Source organism: Actinokineospora bangkokensis, assembly GCF_001940455.1.
Lineage (GTDB): Bacteria > Actinomycetota > Actinomycetes > Mycobacteriales > Pseudonocardiaceae > Actinokineospora > Actinokineospora bangkokensis.
The window spans coordinates 106,621-129,180 of the sequence record NZ_MKQR01000013.1 but is presented as its reverse complement, the minus strand read 5'-3'; the positions used below and the strand labels follow the sequence as shown (position 1 = coordinate 129,180).

The following is a 22,560-nucleotide window of genomic DNA, read 5'->3' as shown; positions in this document are numbered from 1 at the left end:
CCTGTGTATCGTGGACCGGCGTGGAAGCCCGTCACCTGCGGTACGCGCTGGCCCTGCACGAGCACCAGCACTTCGGCCGGGCCGCCGCCTCGCTCGGCATCGCCCAACCACCGCTGTCCGCCCAGATCGGCGCGCTGGAGCGGGAAGTCGGTGAGCGGCTGTTCGACCGCACCCCGCGCGGCGTCTTCCCCACCGCGGCGGGGGAGGCGTTCCTGGCCCGCGCCCGCTGCGCCCTGCGGGAGATGGAGCTCGCCGCGATCGACGCCGCCCGCGCCGGGCGCGGGCAGACCGGTCGCCTGCGCATCGGGTTCATCGGCTCCGCCCTGCTCGAACCCCTGCCCGTGGTGCTCGGCCGGTTCCGCCGCGACCGCCCGCAGGTGCGCCTGGACCTGCGGGAGAGCAGCACCCCGGCCGGGACGGCGGCGCTGCTCGCCGGGGAGCTCGACGTCGCCGTCGGCCGCGGCGCGCCCCGCGGCCCCCGGGTCGCCGACCTCACCACCGTCGCCATCGGCACCGACCACCTCATCGCCGCCGTGGCCACCAGCCACCCGTTCGCGGGCCGCGCCACCGTCGAGGTCGCCCAGCTCGCCCAGCAGCGGTTGATCATCAGCCCACCGGAGGAGGAACCCGCGACGGCGGCCATGCTGGGCGCGGTGTTCGAGCACCACCGCGCGGCCCTCGACGGCGCCACCTACGCCAGGGACGTGCACACCATCACCGGCTTGGCGGCGTGCGGCCTGGGCGTCGGGCTGCTCCCCGACAGCGCCCGCCGCGCGGCCCGCCCGGACGTGTGGTTCTGCGACGTCGCGCCCCGGGTGGCGCTGCCGGACCTGCGGATGTCCTTCCGCGCCGACGACCGCTCCCCGGTGCTGGCGGCGTTCCTCGGGTCGGTGCGCCACGAGTGCGCCGAGGTCGGCGCCCGCCTCGACGCCGCCATCGCCAGGTCTGGATAGGGTTGCCCGCACCCCACGGCGGCCCGCGCGGGCCCGGAGGCAGGAGGACCCATGAGCACCCGTCCGCACGCGGTGATCGGAGCGACCGGCCAGCAGGGGGGTGCCACCGCCCGCGCCCTGCTCGCCGCGGGCGCGCCCGTGCGGGCGCTGGTCCGCGACCCGCAGGCGGCGAAGGCGCGCGCACTGGCCGAGGCCGGTGCGAGCCTCGTCCGCGCCGACCTCACCGACCGCGCGTCGCTGCGGGAGGCGTTCGAGGACGTGGCGGGCGTCTTCGCGATGACGACCTTCGCCACCGCGCGCGGCCCCGAGGGCGAGGTCCACGACGGCGTCACCATCGCCGAGGTGGCGGCCGAGGCGGGCGTGCCGCACGTCGTGCACAGCTCGGTCGGCGGCGCCGAGCGCGCCACCGGCATCCCGCACTTCGAGAGCAAGCGCCGCATCGAGGAGGCGTTCCTGCGCGAGGGCGTGCCGACGACGTTCGTGCGGCCGGTGTTCTTCATGGAGAACCTGTCGCCCTCGCGCGAGGACGGCGGCGTGGTGCTGCGGCTGCCGATGCCCGCCGACGTGCCGCTCCAGGTCATCGCGGTGGCCGACATCGGCACCGCGTGCGCGGCCGTGGCGCTCGACCCCGCCCGCGTCCCCGGGGGCGCGGTCGAGGTCGGCGGCGACGAGCTGACCCCGGCGCGGATGGCCCAGCTGCTCGGCGAGCGCGACGGCGTGCCGGGCCGGTTCGAGGAGGTCCCGGTGGACGGGCTGGACGAGGACATGCGCGCGATGTTCACCTGGTTCCGGCGGCTCCCGGCCTACCGCGCGGACTTCGACCTGACCCGGGACCTGGTGCCGGACGTGGCGGACTTCGCCACGTGGGCCCGCCGCTGACAGACCGCGCCGGCAGAACCGGCCGGCGGTGGTGTGCGCTGGGCAACAGCGGCACCCGGCGTAACCTGGGACGACGTGACCGCGACGTTGAGCAGGGAGTTGGTGGGGGTCGGCCCGCACGACGGGGCGCACCGGCCCGCGTTGCGGTGCGCGGTGTCGGTGGGGGTGCCGCTGCTGGTCGTCCTGGTGCTGGGGCGCGATGACCTGCTCGGGGCGGTGACCTTCGGCGCGTTCACCGCCATCTACGGGCGCGACGTCACGGTGCCGGCGCGGACGCGGGTGCAGGGTGCCGCCGCCGTGGCCTTGGTGGTCGGTGCCGCCGCTGGGTTGCTCGCCGCGCACCTGCCGGGCGCGCCGTGGTCGGTGCTCGGGGTGCTGGTGGTGATCGCCGTGGCGGCCACCGCGTTGGGTGAGGTGGTGCGGTGGCGGCCGAGTGGGCCGCTGTTCCCGCTGATGACGGCGGGTGCGTTGTCCGCGTCACCGCCGTTGGCCTGGAGCGCCGCGCTCGGGGTGCTCGTGGCGGTCGGCGTCACGGCCGTGTTCGCGATCGCCGTGGGCAGTGCGGGGGTGGTGCGCCGTGACCACCCGTGGGCGCCGCTCACGCCGCTGACCCCGGTGGCGGCGGCGCTGCGCGCCCGGTTGGTGGGGCAGGTGCTGCTGGCGTGCGTGGTGGCGGCGCCGTTCGCTGAGCTGGTGGATGTGGAGCACCTGTACTGGGCGCTGCTGTCGGCCGTGATCCCGTTGTCGGTGGCGACGTTGCGCAAGCAGGTGGTGCGGGGGGTGCACCGGGTCGCGGGCACGACGGCGGGGCTGGGGCTCGCCGCGCTGCTGCTGTGGGCGCACCTGCCGGTGTGGGCGGTGGCGCTGGCGGTCGTGGTGCTGCAAGGCCTGATCGAGCTGCTGGTCCTGCGGCACTACGCCGTCGCGGTCGTGCTCATCACGCCGATGTCGCTGCTGGTGGGCGCTGCGGCGCACCCGACGCCCGTGGGCCCGCTGCTGGTCGACCGGCTCGTGGCCACCGCGGTCGGTGTCGCGGTGGCCGTCGTCGTCCTGGCCGTGCCGCCGCTGCTGGGCGGGCTCAGAGCGAGAACGCGACCGAGCGCAGGACGAGGGCCAGCACGAACACCACGGTGAACGCCAGGTCGATGCCGATGGCGCCCGCGCGCAGCGGGGGCAGCAGGCGTCGCACCGGCGCGATCACCGGTTCGGTCAGCGTGTGGCTGACCCCGCGGGCGCGCACCACCCAGTACGGGCCGCGCCCCACCGCGGTGACCCAGTCGAACACCATGCGGGCCACCATCACCAGGATGAACGCCGTGATCGCGTAGCCGAGCAGGACGCCGAGCACTCCCATCGCCACTCCTCCCGAGTCGTGCTGCACCCGGTCCAACGCCCGGGCCGCCCGGAAAGTGGCCGGGTGACCGGTTTCCTCATCCGATCCTCAGGAAACCGGTCACCCGGGTGCGGGCCCGCTGCCGGTCAGGAGTTGTCGAGCGGCAGCCCCGGCGGGTTGACCTCGGAGGTGGGCACGGCCTCGTCCGCGAGGTTGTAGGCGGCCAGCCACTGGGCGTACTGACCGTTCTGGATCAGGTAGTTGATCGCCTCCGACAGCGGCTTGACCAGTCCGTTGTCCTTCTTGGTCGTGGCCGCGATGAGGCCCTGCAGGGTCTCACCCGCGCCCGAGTACGACCCCGCGCTGCGGGTCGGGTGGGGGGTCTTGGCCGTCTGCTGCACGTGGTGGGCGATGCCGGGGTTCGGGGCGAAGTAGGCGTCGATGCGGCCCGATTGCAGCGCCAGGAAGGTGCTGTTCTTGTCGCCGAAGGTGCGCACGTCCAGCGTCTTGCCCTCGGCCTGGAGCTTGGCCTGCCACTCCTTGAGGATCTTCTCCTGGTTGGTGCCGGTGTCCACCGCGACGGCCTTGCCCGCGAGCACGTGGTAGTCGCCGTCGAACTTCCAGTCGGCGGAGGCCAGCGTCTCCAAGCCCAGGTTGTCCTTGCGGTAGGCCGCGAAGTCGAAGCCCTGCTGCTTGCGCTGCTCGGTGTCGGTGATGTTGGAGAAGCCCGCGTCGAACTGCCCGCTCTGCAGGCGCACGAACAGGTTCTGCCACGAGGCGTTCTGCACGTCCGGCTCCAGGCCGAGCACGGCGGCCACCAGGCGGCCGAGGTCGGGCTCGGCGCCGGTGAGGGTGCGCTGGTCGGTGCCGACGAAGGCCAGCGGCGGGAAGCCGTCCGGCAGCGCGCCGACGCCGATGACCAGCGTGCCGCGGTCGCGCACCGACTGCGGCAGCGACGCGCGGATGGATTCCACGGTCGGCACGGTCAGCCGCACCGGCGCCAGGTCGGTGTTCGCCGCGATGGTGACCACGGTGTTGCCCGCGGCGTCCTTGGTCGACGTCGCCGCGCTGGGCTCACCGCCGCAGGCGGTCAGCGCCGTCGACGCGGTGGCGGCGAGGGTGAGGGTCGCGGCCGCGCGGCGCAGCCGGGTTCTCCAGGGGGACATGCTTCTCCTCAGGGATGGGGTGGTGAGGGGGATCGGGATGGGACGGGAAGCTGAGCCGGTCTGGCGTCAGGACGAGACGCGGCGCAGGAACTCCCTGGTGCGCTCGTGCTCGGGGTGGTCGATGACCTGCCAGGCGGGGCCCTGCTCGACGACGCGGCCCCGGTCGAGGAACACCACGGCGTCGGCGACCTCGCGGGCGAAGGCGATCTCGTGGGTGACCACGACCATCGTGGTGCCGGCGGCGGCGAGGTCGCGGATCACCCCCAGCACCTCCCCGACCAGTTCGGGGTCCAGCGCGGAGGTGGGTTCGTCGAAGAGCACGACCTCGGGGCGCAGGGCGAGCGCGCGGGCGATGGCCACCCGCTGCTGCTGCCCGCCGGACAGCTGCCGCGGGTACGCCGCCGCCTTGTCGGCCAGGCCGACCCTGGCCAGCAGCTCGCGCGCTTCCTCCCGGGCCCTGGCCTTGGGCCTGCGCTGGGTCACCACCGGTGCCTCGGTGATGTTGTCCAGCACGGTCAGGTGCGGGAACAGGTTGAAGCCCTGGAACACGAAGCCGATGCGGGACCGCTGCCGCAGGATCTCCCGCTCGCCCAGCTCCTTGAGCCGGTCGCCGTGGGCGCGCACCCCGATCAGCTCGCCGTGCACGCTCACGACCCCGGTGTCCAACCGCTCCAGGTGGTTGATGGCGCGCAGCAGCGTGGACTTGCCGGAGCCGGACGGCCCGATCAGCGCGACGACCTGTCCGGGGTGGACGGTCAAGTCGACCTCGTCGAGCACGCGCACGCCGTCGAAGGACTTCACCGCGCGCCGCACCTGCACCGCCGGGGTCATCGCGCCACCCCCAGGGCGCGCAGCTTCCCGCGGAAGCGCTGGATGGGCGTGGGCGGCACCGTGCGCAGCGCGCCCCGGGAGAAGTGGCGCTCGACGTAGAACTGCGCCACCGACAGCACGCTGGTGAGGATCACGTACCAGACGGTGCCCACCACGAGCAGCGGGATGATCTGCCCGCTGTTGGTGCTCGCCTGCGTCTGCACGACGCCGAACAGCTCCAGCAGGGAGGTGATGTAGACGACCGACGTCCCCTTCAGCAGGCCGATCAGCTGGTTGACGTAGGACGGGATGATGGAGCGGGTGGCCTGCGGCAGGATCACCCGCCGGTACTGCCGCGACTTGGGCAGCCCCAGCGCCGCGGCCGCCTCCAGTTGCCCCTGGTCGACCGAGATGATCCCGGCGCGCACGATCTCCGCGGCGTACGCGGCCTCGTTGAGGCTCAGCCCCAGCACGGCGACGACGAAGAAGCTCAGCAGGTCCGTGGCGCGGAACTCCACGAACGACGGCCCGAACGGCACGCCGAGGCTCAGCGTGCTGTACAGCGCGGTGACGTTGGCCAGGAACAGCAGCAGCACGATGAGCGGGATGGACCGGAACACCCAGACGTAGGCCCACGACACCGCTTGCAGCAGCGGGCTGCGCGACAACCGCATGAGCGCCAGCACGATCCCGCCGAGCAGGCCGAACAGCGCGCTCAACCCGGTCAGCTCCAGGGTGAGCAGCAGCCCCTCCAGCACGACGGGCCGGAAGAACCAGTAGGCGAAGGCGTCCCACTGGAACACCGGGTTGGTGATGAGCGCGTGCGCGAGCTGCGCCAGCAGCACCAGCACGACCGCGCTGGCGAACCAGCGCCAGGGGTGGCGCAGTGGCACGACCTTCTTCGACGCCAACGCGTCGAGCTCGTCCGGCGGGCCCGGCGCGGGCTCGGTGGACGGCGACAGCTGTGGTGGGTGCACGGGGGACGCTCCGGGAGGGCGGGGATCTCGGCCGGAAGCGTTCCCCGGCGCACGGCCGCGTGTCGAGGGGTGCGACCGCCCTCCCACGATCCGGACGCGTCCCACCATCTGGCGGCCGTGGACCACCCGCCACCCCGGCTGGTACTCCTGGACGCGCTTGAGTGGAGGGTGTGCAGCAGATGACGACAGACACCGCGCGGCCGGTCGTCCCGCCGGTCAAGGCTGGGGAAGCCGTGCTGGACAACGCCATCTGGGCCTCGCTCACCGGTGCGCACGCCCGCTTCGCCGAGGGCACCGCGCGGGCGCTGCGCTACCGGGCCGACGTGGCGGGGTTCGTCGGCATTCCCGACGAGCCGGACGAGCGGGTGTGGCCGGAGCTGGCCGCGCTGGTCGGGCCGGGCAACGACGTCGTGCTCACCGACCCGCCCACCCCGCCGCCCGCGGACTGGCCGGTGCTGGCCACGCTCGGCGGGGTGCAGCTCGAAGGCGCGGGCCTGGCGGGCGAGCGGTGTCCCGAGGCCGTGGTGCTCACCCGCGCGGACGTGCCGGAGGTGCTGGACCTGGTGGCGCGCACCAAACCCGGGCCGTTCCTGCCCGGCACGATCGAGATGGGCACCTACCTCGGCATCCGGCGCGGTGGGTGGCTCGTGGCGATGGCGGGGGAGCGGTTGCACCCGCCGGGGTGGACCGAGGTCAGCGCGGTGTGCACCGACCAGGAGCACCGGGGGCGTGGCCTCGCGGGGGCGCTGGTCCTGGCCGTGGTGCACGGCATCCGGGCGCGCGGGGAGCAACCGGTGATCCACGCCGTCGAGGAGAACGCGCCCGCGATCCGGCTCTACCAGCAGCTCGGGTTCCGCTTGCGCAGGCGGCGCAGGTTCCTGCGCGTCGCGATCCCCACCACGCCGGGGATCGCGACTCCTAGGGTGTGACCTCCGCTTCGAGGCCGCGCAGGTGGTCGGAGAACCCGGCGTGGCAGCGGCCGGTGCGGCGAGCGCTGGTGACCACCGGCGCTGTCGCGGGGTGCGTTACCGTGAAACCCCGCGCCCGCAAGCGGTCCACCAGGTCGACGTCCTCGCCGTCGGTGAGCGCGGTGAAGCCGCCGACGGTCCGGTAGGCCCAGGAGGACACCCCGAGGTTGGCGCCGTGCACGTGCCCTTCCTCGCGGGAGTACAGCGCGCGGTAGTGGTGCGGCAGGTGCGGCGGCCACTCCGACCAGTCCAGCACGTCGACCGCGCCCGCCACGGCGTCCGCGTCCGCGGCGAGCTGGTCGGCGAACCAGGACGCGGGGACCCGGCTGTCGGCGTCGGTGGTGGCGAACCACAGGTCTGCGCGGTCCACACCCGCGAATCCCACGGCGCGGGCGGCTCCCACGTTGCGGACGTCGACCTCCAGCACCCGCGCGCCCGCCGAGCGCGCGATCCGCGCGGTGGCGTCGGTGCAGGCGTCGGCCACCACGGTGACGCGCACCGGCAGCGGGCTGCGTCCGGCCGCGACCGCCAACGCGGCCAGGCAGGTCGGCAGCTCGGCGGCTTCGTCGTGCGCGGGCACCACGACCTCGATCCCGTTCAGCACAGGCCCTCCCTGGCCGCCACCGACTCGACCCGCTTGCTGAGCACGTCCAAGCGGAAGTCCGGTTCGACGTGCGACACCTGGCCGTGCAGGCCGGTGCGCCCGGTGAAGGCGGCGTGCACGTCGTCGCCGGTGAGGGGGCAGTCCGGGGTGCGGTGGCGCCAGTGCGCCAGCACCAGGTCGCCGTCGTCGGCCAGGCACCCCACCGCCCGGTCGATCAGCGCGTCGAGGTCGTCGCGGTCGAGGTAGTAGGCGACCTCCGAGACCACCAGCAGGTCGAACTCCCCCTCCGGCCACTGGCCGGGCACCGCGCCCGCCGCCACCCGCACGTGCGGGGGGCACTCCGCCGCCGCGGCCGCGCGGGCCGTGGGGTCGACGTCCCAGGCGACGACCTCGTCGCAGCGGGCCGCGAGGGCGGCGGTGAGCACGCCCACCGAGCAGCCCGGCTCGAACGCCCGGCGGTAGCGGGGGCGGGTGAGGGCCGCGAGGGTCGCGGCGTACTTGCGCTGCTCGTACCACCGCGTGCGGAAGCCCCACGGGTCCGGGTCGGTGGCGTAGAGCGCGTGGAAGTGGTCGGCGCCCAGGCTCACCCGAACACCACCTCGAACCCGCGGGTGAGCCGGGCCAGCACCGGGGGCGGCAGGATCGCCGCGTCGGCGGCGTCCGGACCCAGCGGCTCGACCTGGGTGGCGAACTCGCGGACCGCCCGCCGCTTGGCCTCGGCCACCGCGGGCGGCAGGTCCACGCGCAGGCCCGCCGACCACGGCACCCGGTGGTCGTCGGGGCGTGACCAGTGCCAGGCCCACACCGGGAACTCCAGCAGCCGCGCGCCCACCTCGGCGCAGGCGCGGGCCGCCGCCCGGCCCACGGCCTCGTGGTCGGGGTGGCCGTCCCCGCGCCAGGTCGCCGCGCACCAGCCGCCCGCGGGCAGCCGCTCGACCAGGGCCGCCGCCAGCGCGTCCTCGTCGATGCCGCCATCGGGCATCCCCAGGCGGTCGACCCGCGCGTCCACGCCCAGCACGTCCAGCGCCGCCTCGGATTCCCGCGCCCGCACGGCCGCCAACTCCCGCGGCGCGAGCACGGTGGAACCGGGGTGGGACGCCTCGCCGTCGGTGACGGCCACGAGGTGCACCGACCCCGCGAGCGCCATGAGGCCACCGGCGCCCAGTACCTCGTCGTCCGGGTGCGGGGCGACCACCACCAGCGGACCGCCGGGGAAGGTGAAGCGGGGCAGCGCGTCCAGCGCGGGCCAGGCCCGCCACAGCTCCTCGCTGGTGCCCAGGCCCTCGATCGCGGTCACGACCGCACCGCCAGCTGCCCGAGCCGGGCCAGGTCGCGCTCGGCGTGGCTCTGCCGCAGGTACACGGTCAGGTCGGCCACCCGCCGCCCGTGCGCCTCGTCGGCGCACAGCGGACCGGCGCCGAGCGCGCGGCCCACGTGGTCGAGCACCCCGGTCGCGATCCGCTCGACGGCGGCGCGCACCCGCAGGGCGAGCCGCTCGGCGTCGGCGGCCGGGTCGGCGTCGACGACGCGCGCGGCGTCGCAGAACAGGGCCTCGCCGGTGCCCAGCAGTTCCTCGACGGCCCCGAGGTGCGCCAGCGCGTGCGGGTCCGGGTCGCGTTTGTCGTAGAGGGGTTGGGCCACCGCGCAGGCGGCGCCGAACCACACCGCCGCCACACCGATCCCGCCGTGCCAGAAGCCGGGGCGGGAGGTGTAGGCCCCCGGCTCGCCCACCGGTTCCGCCGGGGTCTCGGCGAAGCGGACCGCGCCGCTGTCGCTGTCGGCCATCCCGGTCGCGGGCCACGTGCCCTCCACCGGGGTCGCGTCGGCCACCCGCACGCGGAACAGAGCGCTGCCGCCCGGGGTTTCGGCGGTCACGAGCGCGTGGGTCAGCGTGTGCGCGCCGGAGCACCACGGGCGTTCGCCGGACACGCGCCAGGCGCCGTCCACCTCCGCTGCCGTGAGGGATTTCGGAACAGCCGCCCACACCCCCCACAGTTCCCCGGGCGCAGGGGGAGGGGCGTGCAGCTCAGCGAGGATCGCGGCGGCGTCGGCGTGGCCCTCGGCCAGCCGGGCCGCGGCGAGGTCGGCGGAACCGAGCTGGGCCAGGCCCGCCCACCGCTTGCCCGTGTCCCCGCTTCCCGGCAGTGGCAGGTCCACCCGGCCCGAGTCCACCCAGTGCCGGAACCGCTCGGCAGCGCCCATCCGCCCCATCTGCACAGTCCTCTCGCGACAGCGGGGCCCGCCGCCCACGCCGTCACCGAGTTCCCTGTCCGGGATGGTTCCAATCCACTGAAACGGAATGGTTCCGGACTGCGCGTGCGCCGATCAGCGCAGGCCGTGCTCCGCGGCCGCGCGCGGGCCGGTGGTGCTGTCGGGCAGGGCGTCCAGGACCGGGAACACCTCGTGCAGCCTGGTCAGCTCGACGACCCGCCGCGGCGCGCTGCGGGGCGGGGCGACGACCTGGAACACCACCCCGTCCGCCGCGCAGCGGTTCGCCCCGGAGACGAGCGCCGCCAAGCCCGCCGAGGCGAAGTAGGTGGTGCTGGAGAGGTCCACCACCACGGTTCTCGCGGGCGGACCGGCATCCTGGGCGGCGGCGCCCTGGGCGGCGGCATCGTGCACGGCGGCGGTGAACTGGTCGCCGTTGGACATGTCGATCTCCCCCCGCACGCGGACCACGGCGCGGTCGCCGTCACGGGACGTGGTGATCTCGGCCAGGGGTGCGCGCACGGTGGTGCCTCCAGCGGCGGGGGTGGGGGAGCGTCGGCGTCTGCTGCCACCGACCGGGTGCTGATCAGGCTAGTGATCGTTCACGCGCCGCGCACCTCCGCTGCCCCTCCCGCCGCCCTTTTCGCCGCTGGGGTTTGCCACCGCGCACCGAGGGTAACCAGCTGTGCGCGCAACGGGGGCTCAGAGCAGAGGGGCGTTCAGCTCGCACGGCGGCTGCGGCGCGGCCGGGTCCAGCGCCTTGCGCACGATGCCGATGGCGCGCGGGGAGTACGTCATCGACAGGTGGTCGGACAGGTCGATCGCGCACCCGTCCTGGAGCGTCACGTTCCGCACGGTGGCACCGGGTCCAGCGCTGAGGTAGGTGGACTTGTAGGGCGTGGTCACCTCGTCGAACACCGTCGCGATCACCGTGTAGGCCACACCGGGCACGGTGTCGCCGCCGGAGTTGAGCTCCTGCAGGAACTCCGAGCCCACCACCTGCTGCTGGGCGGCGACCCCGATCGCGGGCGGGGTGAACCCGAGCAGCCCCAGCGCGTCGACGAGGGAGGCGATGCCGATCAACGACGTGCCGTGGTGGGTCGCGCCCAGCGTCACCAGGTTCGCCACCTTGTCCGCCCCGCCCTCGGCCTTGAGGTACTGGCGCGGCATGAGACCGCCCTGCGAGTGCCCCACGACGTCCACCTCCTCGGCGCCGGTGCGCTCCAGCACCCGGTCGACGAACACCGCCAGTTCCTTCGCCGAGTAGCGGATGTCGCCCGTGCCCTTGATCGCCTCCGGGACGGCGGCGAGGTTGTCCTCGGCGTCGCCGTAGTTGAGCGCGAACACGCAGAACCCGGCGCGGACCAGGGCGGGTGCCATGCGCCCGAAGTCGTTGAAGCGGTTCTCGTAGGTGCCGTGCACCAGCACCACCGGGCGCGGGTGGGCGACCGTCGGCTCGCACGACCAGTCGTTCGCCCCGGCGGGGCTGGCCTCGGGGACGAGTTGGCTGTGCAGGAACGTCACGGCGAAGCCGGGGGTGAGCGGCTGGGTGGGCTGGGCCTCGGCGGTGGCGGGCAGCAGCAGGGCCGCAGCGACGCTGACCGCGGCGGTGAGGCAGGCAAGGCGGATGCGCACGGGGGACCTCTCGGGGGAGGGGGGTTGGTGACGCAGGTCTCCCCCGAACGGGCGCACCCAAACGCGTGATCGTGGCTTCCGGGGAAGTTGGGCACCCCGCGTGACCTGCGTTGTCGGGACGCGCGCGATCCGAGGGCGCGGGCTGTGGCGAGGTGTCAAGAAGCGTCGGGCACCAGCAGGTCGCGGTCGTGCACCGCCGCCAGCGACAGCGTCCGGTACCCCTCGTCCTCGAACAGCACCGTCACCCGGTCGTCCTCCACCGACATCACCTCGCCCCGGCCCCACTCCGCGTGCCGCACCCCCTCGTGCACGTCGAAGCCGCCACTGCTGGTGCGCCGCTCGCCCGCCCGCCCGGCGTCGCACCCGTCGCAGTTGCCGCACGGCTCGGGCAGCTCCTCCCCGAAGTAGGCCAGCAGCTCCTGCCTGCGGCACCCCGGGGCCTCGGCGTAGGCGCGCACCATCTCGACCCGCGACCGCACCGCCCGCTTGTGCACCTCGGCCAGCCGCACCGCCTCGGCGACGGCCTCGTCGAGGTCGCGCCCCACCCAGGTCAGGTCGCCGTCGACCGCCCCCGCCCCGACCAGGAGGTTCACCGCCCGCGTCCGCCGCGCCCTGGGCAGGTCGACGTCCTGGGGCCCGCGCCCGGCGCGCACCGCCTTCGCCACGGCGCGGATGGCGTCCTCCGGCACGCCGGTGGCGGTGAGGAACCGCTGCTTGGCCAGGTCCTCGGGCCGGTGGTGCAGCTCGGCGGTGGCCGGGTCGCCGTCGCGGCCCGCCCGCCCGACCTGCTGGTGGTAGGAGTCCAGCGAGTCCGGGCAGCCCGCGTGCAGGACGAACCGGACATCCGGCTTGTCGATGCCCATGCCGAACGCCGAGGTCGCGACCACCACCTCCACCTCGCCCGCGGTGAACGCCTCGTGCACCCGCTCCTTCTCGCCCGCGGGCATCCCGGCGTGGAAGCACCGGGCCCGCGCGCCCAGCTCGGCGGCGATCTCCTCGGTGGCGGCGCGGGTGGGCGCGTACACCAGCCCGGTCCCCCGCAGCTCGCGCACCCGCTCCAGCACGGCGGCGCGGCGGTCGCGCTCGGAGGGGTGGCGGTGCGCGGCGAGGTGGATGTTGGGGCGGTCGAACCCGGTGCACACCCGCAGCGGGTCGCGCATCCCCAACCGCTCCACCACGTCGTCGCGCACCGGGGGAGCCGCGGTGGCCGTCAGCGCCAGCACCGGCGGGCGGCCCAGCCGCTCGACGGCGGCGGCCAACCGCAGGTAGTCGGGGCGGAAGTCGTGCCCCCACGCCGACACGCAGTGCGCCTCGTCCACGGCGAACAGCACCACCCCGGCGCCGCGCAGCCGCTCCACCACCTCGGGCTTGGCCAGCTGCTCCGGGGCGAGCAGCAGGAACCGGGCCTCGCCAGACTCGACCGCCTCCCACGCCGCCGCGGCGGAGCGGTCGGCGTTCACCACGACCGCGCACACCCCCGCCTCGCCCAATGCCGCCGCCTGGTCGTGCTGCAGGGCCACCAGCGGTGACACCACCACCGTCAACCCGTCCAGCGCCAGGCCCGGCACCTGGTAGATCGCGGACTTGCCCGCCCCCGTGGGCAGCACCGCCAGCACGTCCCGCCCGTCGAGCACCGCCCCGGCGGCGCGCTGCTGCTCGTCGGTCAACTCCCAGCCGAAGCGCTCGCGCGCGATCCCGCTCAACCGTCCAGAGTGGTCTGCCACCCGGCGGGACTACCACCGGCCCGCTGCGCCAAACGGCGGCATTCCCCCGAAAAGGATGTTTGAAGCCGCATGGCCGGGGAACACGGCGGCAGCTTTCGGGTCTCGACGAGGAGGTAGCACATGGGGTCTGGGCTCCGCGCGGTGGTGGCCGCGCTGGTGCTGCTGGGGAGCACGGCGTGCGGGGGCCTCGGGGACTCGCCGGAGGACGCGCCCAACGCGCTGAGCACCATGGGCTTCGGCCTGCCCGACGAGCACGCCACCGCGCGGGTCGCGGTGTTCCGCGAGCGCTTCCCGGACACCGACCTGCACGTCAACGAGGGCGCCTTCGACGAGCAGCAGTTCCTCTCCGCCGTCGTCTCCGGCGAACCACCGGACGTGGTGTACGCCGACCGCGCCAAGCTCGGCGCCTACGCCGCGCGCGGCGCCGTCCAACCCATCACCGACTGCCTGCGCGCCCGCGGCGTCGACCTGTCCGACTTCCGGCCTGCCGCCGTCCGGCAGATCACCTACGACGGCGTGCCCTACGGCATCCCCGACTTCGCCACCGTCCGCGTGCTCATCATCAACAACCCCCTGCTGCGCGCGGCGGGCGTCGACCCGGCCCAGCTGACCACGACCGACTGGGGCGCCCTGGCGCGGCTGGCCCCGCGGCTGGCCGACACCGCCGACGGCGTGCGGCGCATCGGGTTCGACCCCAAGGTCCCCGACTTCCTGCCGCTGTGGGCCAAGCTCAACGGCGTCGAGCTGGTGGACCCGGACGGGCGGCACGCGCGCCTGGACGACCCGCGGGTGGTCGAGGCGCTGACCTTCACCACCGACCTGGTGCGCGCCCAGGGCGGCTGGGCCGCGTTCAAGGCGTTCAAGGACGGCTTCAACGAGTTCGGCGCCGACAACGAGTACGCCGCGGGCCAGCTCGCGGCGATGCCGATGGACTCGTTCTACCTCAACACCCTGGCCACCAACTCACCCGACGTCGACGTCACCGTCGTCCCCGTCACCGACCGCGCGGGCACCCCGACCAGCGAGCTCGGCGGCCAGGCGTGGGCCATCCCGACCGGCGCCCGCCACCCCGACCGGGCCTGCGACTTCATCACCACCATGACCGCCGCGGACACCTGGGTCACCGCCGCGACCGCCCGCCGCGACGCGCTCGCGGCCAAGGGCCGCCCCTACGGCGGCACCTTCACCGCCAACCGCGCCGCCGACGAGCTGATCTTCAGCCGGGTCTACCGGCCCGGCGGCAATCGCATCCTCGAACAGGGGGTACCTGTGGTCCGATCCCTCCAGGACACCGCATTCGCCCTGCCGCCCAGCCCGGCGGGGCCCGACCTGATCCGGGCCTGGCAGTCCGCGGCGACGCGGGCGCTGACCGGTGCGCAAACCCCGGCCGAGGCGCTCGGCCAGGCGCAGCGCGAGGCGGACGCCGCCCTGGCCCGGGTGATGGGGGACTAGATGGCGCTCACGGACAACCCCGCCGCCACCGCCCCCGCGGTCACCGCCCCGACGCCCAGGAGGAACAAGCCCGGCAAGGAGAACCGGGCCGCGTGGTGGTTCCTGTCGCCGTGGCTTGTCGGCGTCGTCGTGTTCACCATCGCCCCCATGGCGATCAGCCTGTGGTTGTCGTTCACCCGCTACGACATGCTCACCTCCCCCGAGTACGTGGGCGCCGACAACTACGCTGAGCTGCTGGGCGACCCCAAGGTCGCCACCGCGCTGTGGAACACGGCGTTCTTCACCGTGCTGCACGTGCCCGCCCAGATCGTGCTCGCGCTCGGGCTGGCGGGCCTGGTGCGCAAGGCGGGGCGCGCGGCCGGGTTCTTCCGCACCGTGCTCTACCTGCCGGTGATGACCCCGCCCGTGGCGCTGGCGGCGATGTTCCTGCTGCTGCTCAACGGGCAGACCGGCGCCATCAACGACGTGCTCGGCTGGTTCGGGTTCACCGGCCCGAACTGGACCACCGACCCGGACTGGGTCAAGCCCGGGCTGGTGCTGATGAGCCTGTGGACGGTCGGCAGCACCGCCGTCATCCTGCTCGCCGCGCTGAGCCGGGTGCCACCGGAGCTGCTGGAGGCCGCGGCGCTCGACGGCGCGGGCCCGTGGCGGCGGTTCTGGCACGTGACCCTGCCGCAGATCAGCGGCACGCTGTACTTCGTCGTCCTGGTGAACACGATCGCCTCGTTGCAGGTCTTCACCGAGGCGTACGTGATGTTCTACGGCAACGCCCAGACCGAGGCCGCGCGCGACGACTCCGCGCTGTTCTACGTCGTCTACCTGTTCCAGCAGGCGTTCGGCTCGCTGCGGATGGGCTACGCCTCGGCGCTGGCGTGGGTGCTGTTCCTGGTCATCGCCGTCATCACCGCCGTGCAGGTGCGGGTGAGCAGGCGGCTCGTGCACTACGAGGGGGAACCGCGGTGAACGCGCGTCGGATCGGGGCACTGGCCGGGCTGGTGGTGCTGGCGGGGGCCTTCGGCTACCCGTTCGCCTGGTTGCTGAGCGCGGCCTTCAAGGACCGCTCGCACGTCTTCGACAACAACCTGTGGCCCACGCCGTTCTCCCCGCAGAACCTCGTCGAGGTGTGGCGGGCCGTGCCCCTGCTCACCTGGATCGGCAACAGCGTAGCGGTCGGGGTGGCCGCGGCGGCCGCCGCCACCATCTCCAGCTCCCTGGTGGCCTACGGCTTCGCCAGGTACCGCTTCCGCGGGCGCAACCTGCTGTTCGGGCTCGTGCTGGCCACGATGATGCTGCCGGGCGCGGTGACGATGGTGCCGGTGTACCTGGAGTGGCACGCCGCGGGGCTAGCCACCACCCAGGTCCCCCTGTGGGCGCAGAACCTGTTCGGGTCGGCGTTCTACATCTTCCTGCTGCGCCAGTTCTTCCTCGGCCTGCCCTCGGAGGTGTTCGACGCGGCCAGGGTGGACGGCGCGAGCGCGCTGCGCGCGTTCACCTCGATCGCGCTCCCGCTGGCCCGGCCCGCGCTGGTCGTGGTGTTCGTCTTCGAGCTGCGCGCCGCGTGGACGGACCTGGTGAAGCCGCTGATCTACCTGCGCGAACCGCAGTTCTACACCCTGCCGCGCGGCCTCAAGGTGGTGCTGGACCGGTTCGGCCAGGCGGGGGAGTCGCAGTGGGAGCTCGTCCTCGCCGCCAGCCTCATCGCCACCGTGCCCATGGTCGTGCTGTTCCTGCTCGCCCAGCGCCACTTCGTCGGCGGCCTGGTCACCTCCACCCCCGGCGACCGCTGATCGGTCGCCCGTGGCGCGACGAGGCCCCGGCGGTCGACCGCCGGGGCCTCGTGCCGGTGCGTCAGGCGCGGTCGGGGCCGCCCGGTCGGTCGCTGAGGAACACGACCGCCCCGGCGACCACCAGGCACGCCACGTGCAGGATGAGGGCGGGCCAGTGGGTGCCCAGCGGGTCGCCCACGGCGCCGTTGATGAGCGAGACCACGTCGTAGGCCGTCAGCGCCAGGAAGGCGAGCGAGCCCACCAGGCCGAACAGCCGCACGCGGCCCGCCCCGCTCGCGCACAGCAGCGCGAAGGCGCCCAGCACGACGTGGGCGAGGTTGAGCAGGGTGGAGCCGCCCAGGCCCGCCACCACGGTGGCGTCGGAGGACGCCGGGGTGCTGCCGAAGTCGGAGAAACCGGTGTCGACCAGGCCCAGCACCCCGATCACCAGCAGGACGACCCCCACCGCCGCGGCCGCGACCTGGGCGGGTGTGCGCCGGGTGGCCTGCCGTTGCCTGGCACGATCGATCATGGTTGTACCCCTTTCCTCTGCGGCGCGGTTTCCCGGTGACCGGCCGGGAAAACGTCAGCCCAGGCACGTCCTGGCCGCGCGGGCCAGCGCCAGCTCCTCCCGGGGTTCGACGACCAGCACCGGAACGCCGCCGCCCGGCGGGGTCAGCACGGCGTCGGTGGGGGAGTTGGGCGCGGCGGTGGCGGCCACGCCCAGCAGGCGCAGCCCCCCGGTCACCGCCGCGCGCACCTCGGGCTGGTCCCAGCCGATCTCGCCGGTGAAGACCAGGGCGTCGAGCCGGTCGAGGTTCGTCGCGCACGCGGCGACCTCGCGGCGGACCCGGTGGGCGAACACCCCCAGCGCCAGCGCGGCGCCGGGGGAGCCGGAGGCCACCAGGTCGCGGGTGTCGTCCGACTCGCCGCCGGAGAGCCCCAGCAGCCCGGAGGCGTGGTTGAGCCCGTCCTCGACCTCCGCCAGCGACAGCCCCGCCTCGCGCTGCAACCACAGCAGCATCCCGGGGTCGACCGCGCCCGAGCGCTTGGCCATCGGCACGCCGTCGAGCGGGGTGAAGCCCATCGACGTGTCCACGCTGCGCCCGTCGCGCACCGCGCACACCGACGAACCGCCGCCCAGGTGCGCCATCACCACGCTCAACTCCCCTTCCGGTGTGCCGAGCAGTTCCGCCGCGCGGGGCAGCGCCCACGAGTACGACAGGCCGTGGAAGCCGTACCGGCGCAAGCCGAAGCGCTCGCGCCACTGCTGCGGCAGGGCGTAGGTGGCGGCGTGCTCGGGCAGGTCCCGGTGGAAGGCGGTGTCCGGGCAGAGCACCTGCGGGACGCCCGGGAGCCTGTCCCGAAGCTGCTCCAGGAACTCCAGCGCGGGCGGGACGTGCAGCGGCGCCAGGCTCGCCGCCGAGCGCGCGGCCGCCAGCGCCTCGTCGTCGGCCACCGCGGGCCCGGTGAGGCGGGAGCCGCCGTGCACGAGCCGGTGCGCCACGGCGTCGACCCGCCGGTCGTCGAGCAGCCCCCGCAGCGCCGCCCACGCCTCGTCCGCGTCGGTGGTCTCCAGGTGGGCGCTGTCGACCACCCGGTCGTCGTCGACCAGGTCGGCCTTGACGCTGCCCGAGCCGGTGTTGACGGTGAGGATCACGCCGACCACGTCCACCCGGTGATCTCCGCCGGGTCCTCGCCGTCGCGGTGGGCCAGCGCCCGGATCCGGTCGCGCTCGCCCAGCAGCCGGTCGACGACCCCCGGCGGCCCGCCCGCCCGGCGCACGGCGTCGGCGGCGAGGTCGTGGCGGGACATGCCGTTGTCGACCAGCAGGTCGTACGGGGTCGTCGTGGTGCCCTCCTCGTGGTAGCCGTGCACGTGGAAGCGCTGGGTGTCGGCCCGCCCGTGCAGCACCTCGTGCACGGCCGAGGGGTAGCCGTGGAACCCCATCACCACGGGCACCTCCGGCGGGAACAGCCGGTCGAAGTCGGCCGCGGCCATCCCGTGCGGGTGGCGGTCGGCGGGGGCCAGCGCCAGCAGGTCCACCACGTTGACCACCTGCACCCGCAGGTCGGGCGCGTGCTCGCGCAGCAGGTGCGCGGCGGCCAGGGTCTCCACGGTCGGGATGCCGCCCGCGCAGCCCAGCACCACCTGCGGCGGGCCACCGGTGCCCGCCCACTCCCAGGTCCCGGCGCCCGCGGCGCAGTGCGCCCGCGCGGTGTCGAGGTCCATCCAGCACGGGGCCTCGTTCTTGCCCGCGACCACCACGTTGATGCGCCCGGTGGAGGCCAGGCAGTGCTCCAGGACCACGAGCAGGGAGTTGGCGTCCGGCGGCAGGTACACGCGCGCGACCGACGCCTTCTTGGTCAGCACGTTGTTGATGAAGCCGGGGCCCTGGTGGCTGTAGCCGTTGTGCTCCTGGCGCCACCCCTCGCTGGAGAGCAGGTAGTTCAGCGAGGCGACGGGCTCGCGCCAGGGCACCTCCGCGGACACCTTGAGGAACTTGGCGTGCTGGTTGACCATGCTGTCCACGATGGACGCGAACGCCTCGTAGCAGGGGAACAGCCCGTGCCGCCCGGTCAGCAGGTAGCCCTGCAACCACCCCTGGCACAGGTGCTCCGACAGCACCTCCATGACCCGCCCGCCGGGGGAGACGTGCTCGGAGTAGCCGGGGACGTGCGGGGTGAAGGCCCGGTCGGTCGCCTCCAGGACCGCGCCCAGCTTGTTCGACTCCAGCTCGTCCGGGCACACCACGCGGAAGTCGCGCTCGTCCTCGGTGTCGCGCATGAGCTGCGCTAGCCACCCGCCCGCGGTGCCGGTGGGGCTCGCGGGGCCCTCGGCGGCGAAGGGCGCGAGGTCGGGCAGCGGCAGGTCGCGGCGCAGCGCACCACCGTTGGCCTCCGGGAGCATGCCGAGACCGGGCAGGTCCTCCAGCAGGTCCGGGGCGGGGTTGCCGTCCTGGTCGAACAGGTCGTCGGGTTCGTAGGAGCGCAACCAGCGCTCCAGCAGCCGCAGCTCGGCCGGGTCGTCGTGCACGTTGGCCAGCGGCACCTGGTGGGCGCGGAAGGTGCCCGCCAGCGGTGCCCCCGCCGCGTCGTGCGCGGGGGCGCCCCAGCCCTTCTGGGTGCGCATGACGATCATCGGCTTGGCCAGCGGCGTGTCCCAGGCCAGGCGCAGGGTCTGCGCCAGCAGCTCGTCGGGGTCGGCGGCGGTGGTGGCGTCCACGACCTTCGGCGACCACCCGCACCCGCGGAAGTAGTCCAGCAGCTCGTGGTCGGTCATGCACCCGAACACCGTCGGCGCGGCGATCCGGTAGCCGTTGAGGTGCAGCACCGGCAGCACGGTGCCGTCGCGCGCCGGGTCGAGGAACTTGTGCCCGTGCCAGGACCCCGCGGTCGGCCCCGTCTCGGCCTCCCCGTCGCCCACCAGGCACACCGCCCGCAGGTCGGGCTTGTCCAGCACGGCGCCGAAGGCGGTGGCGAGCGCGTAGCCCAGCTCACCGCCCTCGTGCACCACCCCGGGCACCTCCGGGGACAGGTGGCTGGGGAACCCGCCCGGCCAGGAGAACCGCCGCACCAGCTCCCGCAGCCCGGCCCCGTCGCGCGACAGCGCGGGGTCGAACCGCTCGTGCGTGCCCTCCAGCCACAGGTTCGCGTGGATGGCGGGCGCGCCGTGGCCCGGTCCGGTGACCAGCAGCGTGCGCGGGTCGCGCAGCCGGTTGAGCCCCGCGTAGAGGTAGGTGATCCCCGGGCACGTCCCCCAGTGCCCCAGCAGCCGCGGCTTGAGGTGCCGCACTTCCAGCGGTTCCCGCAGCAGCTCGTTGTCCCGCAGGTAGATCATCGCCGCGGCCAGGTAGTCACAGGCACGCCGGTAACGCTGGGGGGAAGCCGCCATGTGCGGGGGCTACCCCGAACCGGACAGGGAACACATTTCGCGTTTGCCCGGTGCGGCCCCGGGAACAGCGTGGGGCATGTCCCAGAGGGTGCAGGTGGCGGTCGTGGCCGACCCCGGTCTCGCCGCCGACGTGGTGACGGGGATCGCGGACGGTCTGGTGGACCGGTTGCGGGCGGAGGTCGACGACGAGGTGGACTGGCAGGTCGAGGTGGTGTCCGACCGGTTCGCCGCGGACGCGCGCGGCACCGTCCGCGACGCCGAGGCCGTGGTGCGCGGCAGGCTCGGCGACGAGGACGCGGGCGACCTGTGGGTGTGCCTGACCGACCTCCCGCGCCGGGACCGGGGTGCCGCCGTGGTCGGTGAGACCGACCAGGACAGCCGCATCGGGGTGGCCTCCCTGCCCGCCCTCGGCGCGCACGACCTCGCGGCCCGGGTGTCCGCCGCGCTGACGACGCTGGTGGCGGAACTGCGCGGCGCCGAAGCCCCGCCGCTGCCCTCGACCCGGCGGGTGGAGGACCCCGCACGCGCGGGGGTCAAGTACCTGTCCAGGGGTCCGCGCGGGCGGTTGCGGCTGGTCGCGGGCATGGTGCGGGCGAACCGGCCGTGGCGGTTGGCGCTGGACCTGACGGGGGTGCTGGTGGCGGCCGTCGGCACCGGTTCGTACTGCCTGCTGATCGCGACGGTGTGGCAGCTCGGCTCACGCCTGTCCCCGCTGCGGCTGGCGGTGGCGACCGCGCTGTCGGTGGTGGGCCTGGTGGGGTGGTTGATCCTCAGCCACCGGTTGTGGGAGAGGCCGTCGGAGCGGGTGCACCCCCAGCAGGCGCGGCTGTACAACGCTGTGACGGTCCTGACGCTCGCGTTCGGCGTGCTGACCCTCTACTCAGCCCTCTTCCTGCTGGTCTTCTCCGCCGAACTGCTGGTGCTGAACCCCTCGGTGTTCCAGGCGCAGGTGGGGCACCCGCCCTCGACCGGGGACCGCGTGGGGGTGGCGTGGTTCGCCTCGTCGGTGGCGACGGTTGCGGGGGCGTTGGGGTCGAAGCTGGAGAGCGACGAGTCCGTGCGCGCCGCGGCGTACGGCAACCGGCAGCGCGGGCACCCCGAGCCGGGTACCGAGAGCGGGTGAGCCGCGCGGGCCAGTTTGTCGCGAGCCTGCTCGGGTAGCGCTAACGCCATGCGCATCGTCATCGTGGGTGGGAGCGGCAACGTCGGCACAGCGGTCCTGCGGGCCGCCATCGCGGCGGGGCACACCGTGCACGCGGTGTCCCGGCGCGGTCCCGCCACGGGGGGTGAGTACGACGCCGCCACGTGGCACTCCATCGACCTCACCACCCCCGCGGCCCCGGACTCCCTGCGCGAGGTGTTCGCCGGGGCCGACGCGGTGGTGCACGCGGGGTGGGCGATCCAGCCCTCGCACGACCGGGAGCGCCTGCGGGCGGTCAACGTCCTGGGGAGCCGGGCGGTGCTCGAAGGCGTGCAGGGCGCAGGCGTGCCGCACCTGGTCTACCTGTCCTCAGTGGGCGCGTACGCGCCTCGCACGTCGTTGGACCCCGTCGACGAGTCGTGGCCCGCGACCGGGTTGCGCACCAGTTCCTACAGCGAGGACAAGGCCGCGGTGGAGGCGATGTTGGACCGCTTCGAGGCGGCGAACGGGGCGACCGGCGTCACCCGGCTGCGCCCCGCGCTGATCCTCCAGCGCGACGCGGCCGCGGAGATCCAGCGGTACTTCATCGGGGCGTTCGTGCCCCGGGCGTTGTGGGGGTTGGCGCGCGGCGGGAAGCTGCCCGTGCTGCCGGTCCCGCGCGGGCTCGTCCTTCAGTTCGTGCACGCCTCCGACGTGGCGGACGCGGTCCTGGCGGCGGCGGAGCGCGGCGTGCGGGGCGCGGTGAACCTCGCTTCCGCCCCCGTCCTGGACGCCCAAGGGCTGTCGCGGATCACCGGGGGCAGGGTCGTGCCGGTGCCCGCCGCGGTGGTGCGGGGCGCGGTCGACCTGGCGTGGCGGGCCAAGGTGCTGCCGACCTCGCCGGGGTGGATCGACCTGGCGCTGTCCGTGCCGGTGATGGACACCGAGAGGGCCGCGGACGTGCTCGGGTGGCGCCCGGCCCACGCGGCGCCGAGCGCGGTGGCCGACCTGCTCGACGGGCTGGCCGAGGGTGCGGGCGTGCCGTCCAGCCCGGCCCTGCGACCGTGACCG

At 74.4% G+C, this 22,560-nt stretch carries 23 protein-coding genes; 9 read left to right on the top strand and 14 right to left on the bottom strand.

Annotated elements, in window-relative coordinates:
- The first annotated feature begins 20 nt into the window (after window positions 1-20).
- From BJP25_RS13460 to BJP25_RS13450, 3 genes are all read left to right on the top strand, one after another.
- Window positions 21-953, top strand: a complete 933-nt coding sequence (locus BJP25_RS13460; RefSeq protein WP_075975240.1) for a LysR family transcriptional regulator — start codon at window positions 21-23, stop codon at window positions 951-953.
- A gap of 51 nt (window positions 954-1,004) precedes the next feature.
- On the top strand, window positions 1,005-1,832 hold the full coding sequence (locus BJP25_RS13455) for an NmrA/HSCARG family protein (RefSeq protein ID WP_075975239.1): 828 nt from the start codon (window positions 1,005-1,007) through the stop codon (window positions 1,830-1,832).
- Between the two features lie 75 nt (window positions 1,833-1,907).
- Complete coding sequence (locus tag BJP25_RS13450) at window positions 1,908-2,966, top strand: FUSC family protein (protein WP_143219057.1); 1,059 nt, start codon at window positions 1,908-1,910, stop codon at window positions 2,964-2,966.
- Here BJP25_RS13450 and BJP25_RS13445 read toward each other — a convergent pair.
- The 4 genes from BJP25_RS13445 to BJP25_RS13430 all read right to left on the bottom strand — a co-directional run bounded on the left by BJP25_RS13445 (window position 2,911) and on the right by BJP25_RS13430 (window position 6,118).
- Window positions 2,911-3,186 (bottom strand): YggT family protein, encoded by a 276-nt coding sequence (locus BJP25_RS13445; RefSeq protein ID WP_075975237.1) that lies wholly within the window; start codon window positions 3,184-3,186, stop codon window positions 2,911-2,913. The genes BJP25_RS13450 and BJP25_RS13445 overlap by 56 nt on opposite strands.
- Window positions 3,187-3,311: 125 nt before the next feature.
- On the bottom strand, window positions 3,312-4,331 hold the full coding sequence (locus BJP25_RS13440; RefSeq protein ID WP_075975236.1) for a transporter substrate-binding domain-containing protein: 1,020 nt from the start codon (window positions 4,329-4,331) through the stop codon (window positions 3,312-3,314).
- 66 nt (window positions 4,332-4,397) lie between these two features.
- Window positions 4,398-5,162 (bottom strand): amino acid ABC transporter ATP-binding protein, encoded by a 765-nt coding sequence (locus tag BJP25_RS13435; protein ID WP_075975235.1) that lies wholly within the window; start codon window positions 5,160-5,162, stop codon window positions 4,398-4,400.
- Complete coding sequence (locus BJP25_RS13430) at window positions 5,159-6,118, bottom strand: amino acid ABC transporter permease (RefSeq protein WP_408607149.1); 960 nt, start codon at window positions 6,116-6,118, stop codon at window positions 5,159-5,161. The genes BJP25_RS13435 and BJP25_RS13430 overlap by 4 nt, the downstream gene beginning before the upstream one ends.
- A 179-nt stretch (window positions 6,119-6,297) precedes the next feature.
- Here BJP25_RS13430 and BJP25_RS13425 point away from each other — a divergent pair, with 179 nt between their 5' ends.
- Entirely contained in the window at window positions 6,298-7,047 is a 750-nt protein-coding gene (locus BJP25_RS13425; protein ID WP_075975362.1) for a GNAT family N-acetyltransferase, read from the top strand.
- On the opposite strand, the gene BJP25_RS13420 is transcribed toward BJP25_RS13425, so the two are convergent.
- The 7 genes from BJP25_RS13420 to BJP25_RS13390 all read right to left on the bottom strand — a co-directional run bounded on the left by BJP25_RS13420 (window position 7,037) and on the right by BJP25_RS13390 (window position 13,236).
- Window positions 7,037-7,690: a glycosyltransferase gene (locus tag BJP25_RS13420; RefSeq protein ID WP_075975234.1), complete on the bottom strand. Its 654-nt coding sequence runs from the start codon at window positions 7,688-7,690 to the stop codon at window positions 7,037-7,039. The genes BJP25_RS13425 and BJP25_RS13420 overlap by 11 nt on opposite strands.
- The gene (locus BJP25_RS13415; RefSeq protein WP_075975233.1) at window positions 7,684-8,277 is read right to left on the bottom strand and encodes an SAM-dependent methyltransferase; all 594 of its coding nucleotides are present in this window, start codon (window positions 8,275-8,277) and stop codon (window positions 7,684-7,686) included. Before BJP25_RS13415 ends, BJP25_RS13420 begins: the two co-directional genes overlap by 7 nt.
- Window positions 8,274-8,987, bottom strand: coding sequence for a PIG-L deacetylase family protein (locus BJP25_RS13410; RefSeq protein WP_075975232.1), 714 nt, complete (start codon window positions 8,985-8,987; stop codon window positions 8,274-8,276). Before BJP25_RS13410 ends, BJP25_RS13415 begins: the two co-directional genes overlap by 4 nt.
- Window positions 8,984-9,892: an acyl-CoA dehydrogenase middle domain-containing protein gene (locus tag BJP25_RS13405; RefSeq protein ID WP_143219056.1), complete on the bottom strand. Its 909-nt coding sequence runs from the start codon at window positions 9,890-9,892 to the stop codon at window positions 8,984-8,986. Before BJP25_RS13405 ends, BJP25_RS13410 begins: the two co-directional genes overlap by 4 nt.
- A 123-nt stretch (window positions 9,893-10,015) precedes the next feature.
- Entirely contained in the window at window positions 10,016-10,420 is a 405-nt protein-coding gene (locus BJP25_RS13400) for an STAS domain-containing protein (protein WP_075975230.1), read from the bottom strand.
- A 180-nt stretch (window positions 10,421-10,600) separates the two neighbouring features.
- The gene (locus tag BJP25_RS13395) at window positions 10,601-11,533 is read right to left on the bottom strand and encodes an esterase/lipase family protein (protein ID WP_143219055.1); all 933 of its coding nucleotides are present in this window, start codon (window positions 11,531-11,533) and stop codon (window positions 10,601-10,603) included.
- A 155-nt stretch (window positions 11,534-11,688) separates the two neighbouring features.
- The gene (locus BJP25_RS13390) at window positions 11,689-13,236 is read right to left on the bottom strand and encodes a RecQ family ATP-dependent DNA helicase (RefSeq protein ID WP_233158063.1); all 1,548 of its coding nucleotides are present in this window, start codon (window positions 13,234-13,236) and stop codon (window positions 11,689-11,691) included.
- A gap of 141 nt (window positions 13,237-13,377) precedes the next feature.
- Here BJP25_RS13390 and BJP25_RS13385 point away from each other — a divergent pair, with 141 nt between their 5' ends.
- The 3 genes from BJP25_RS13385 to BJP25_RS13375 are packed head-to-tail and all read left to right on the top strand — an operon-like array spanning window position 13,378 to window position 16,496.
- On the top strand, window positions 13,378-14,709 hold the full coding sequence (locus BJP25_RS13385) for an extracellular solute-binding protein (protein ID WP_075975228.1): 1,332 nt from the start codon (window positions 13,378-13,380) through the stop codon (window positions 14,707-14,709).
- Window positions 14,710-15,672: a carbohydrate ABC transporter permease gene (locus BJP25_RS13380; protein WP_084793973.1), complete on the top strand. Its 963-nt coding sequence runs from the start codon at window positions 14,710-14,712 to the stop codon at window positions 15,670-15,672. It begins immediately after the preceding gene.
- The gene (locus BJP25_RS13375) at window positions 15,669-16,496 is read left to right on the top strand and encodes a carbohydrate ABC transporter permease (protein WP_075975227.1); all 828 of its coding nucleotides are present in this window, start codon (window positions 15,669-15,671) and stop codon (window positions 16,494-16,496) included. The genes BJP25_RS13380 and BJP25_RS13375 overlap by 4 nt, the downstream gene beginning before the upstream one ends.
- 61 nt (window positions 16,497-16,557) lie before the next feature.
- On the opposite strand, the gene BJP25_RS13370 is transcribed toward BJP25_RS13375, so the two are convergent.
- From BJP25_RS13370 to BJP25_RS13360, 3 genes are read right to left on the bottom strand one after another with little or no spacing between them, the layout of a single operon-like run.
- A complete protein-coding gene (locus tag BJP25_RS13370; RefSeq protein ID WP_075975226.1) occupies window positions 16,558-17,007 on the bottom strand; it encodes a DUF4383 domain-containing protein in 450 nt (149 codons plus the stop codon).
- A 54-nt stretch (window positions 17,008-17,061) separates the two neighbouring features.
- Window positions 17,062-18,150 (bottom strand): acetate/propionate family kinase, encoded by a 1,089-nt coding sequence (locus BJP25_RS13365; RefSeq protein ID WP_084793971.1) that lies wholly within the window; start codon window positions 18,148-18,150, stop codon window positions 17,062-17,064.
- Window positions 18,132-20,369: a phosphoketolase family protein gene (locus BJP25_RS13360; RefSeq protein WP_075975225.1), complete on the bottom strand. Its 2,238-nt coding sequence runs from the start codon at window positions 20,367-20,369 to the stop codon at window positions 18,132-18,134. Before BJP25_RS13360 ends, BJP25_RS13365 begins: the two co-directional genes overlap by 19 nt.
- A 76-nt stretch (window positions 20,370-20,445) precedes the next feature.
- Between BJP25_RS13360 and BJP25_RS13355 the strand changes: the two genes are divergently transcribed.
- The gene (locus tag BJP25_RS13355) at window positions 20,446-21,492 is read left to right on the top strand and encodes a hypothetical protein (protein ID WP_075975224.1); all 1,047 of its coding nucleotides are present in this window, start codon (window positions 20,446-20,448) and stop codon (window positions 21,490-21,492) included.
- A gap of 48 nt (window positions 21,493-21,540) precedes the next feature.
- Window positions 21,541-22,557, top strand: a complete 1,017-nt coding sequence (locus BJP25_RS13350; protein WP_075975223.1) for an NAD-dependent epimerase/dehydratase family protein — start codon at window positions 21,541-21,543, stop codon at window positions 22,555-22,557.
- Window positions 22,558-22,560 lie beyond the last annotated feature (3 nt).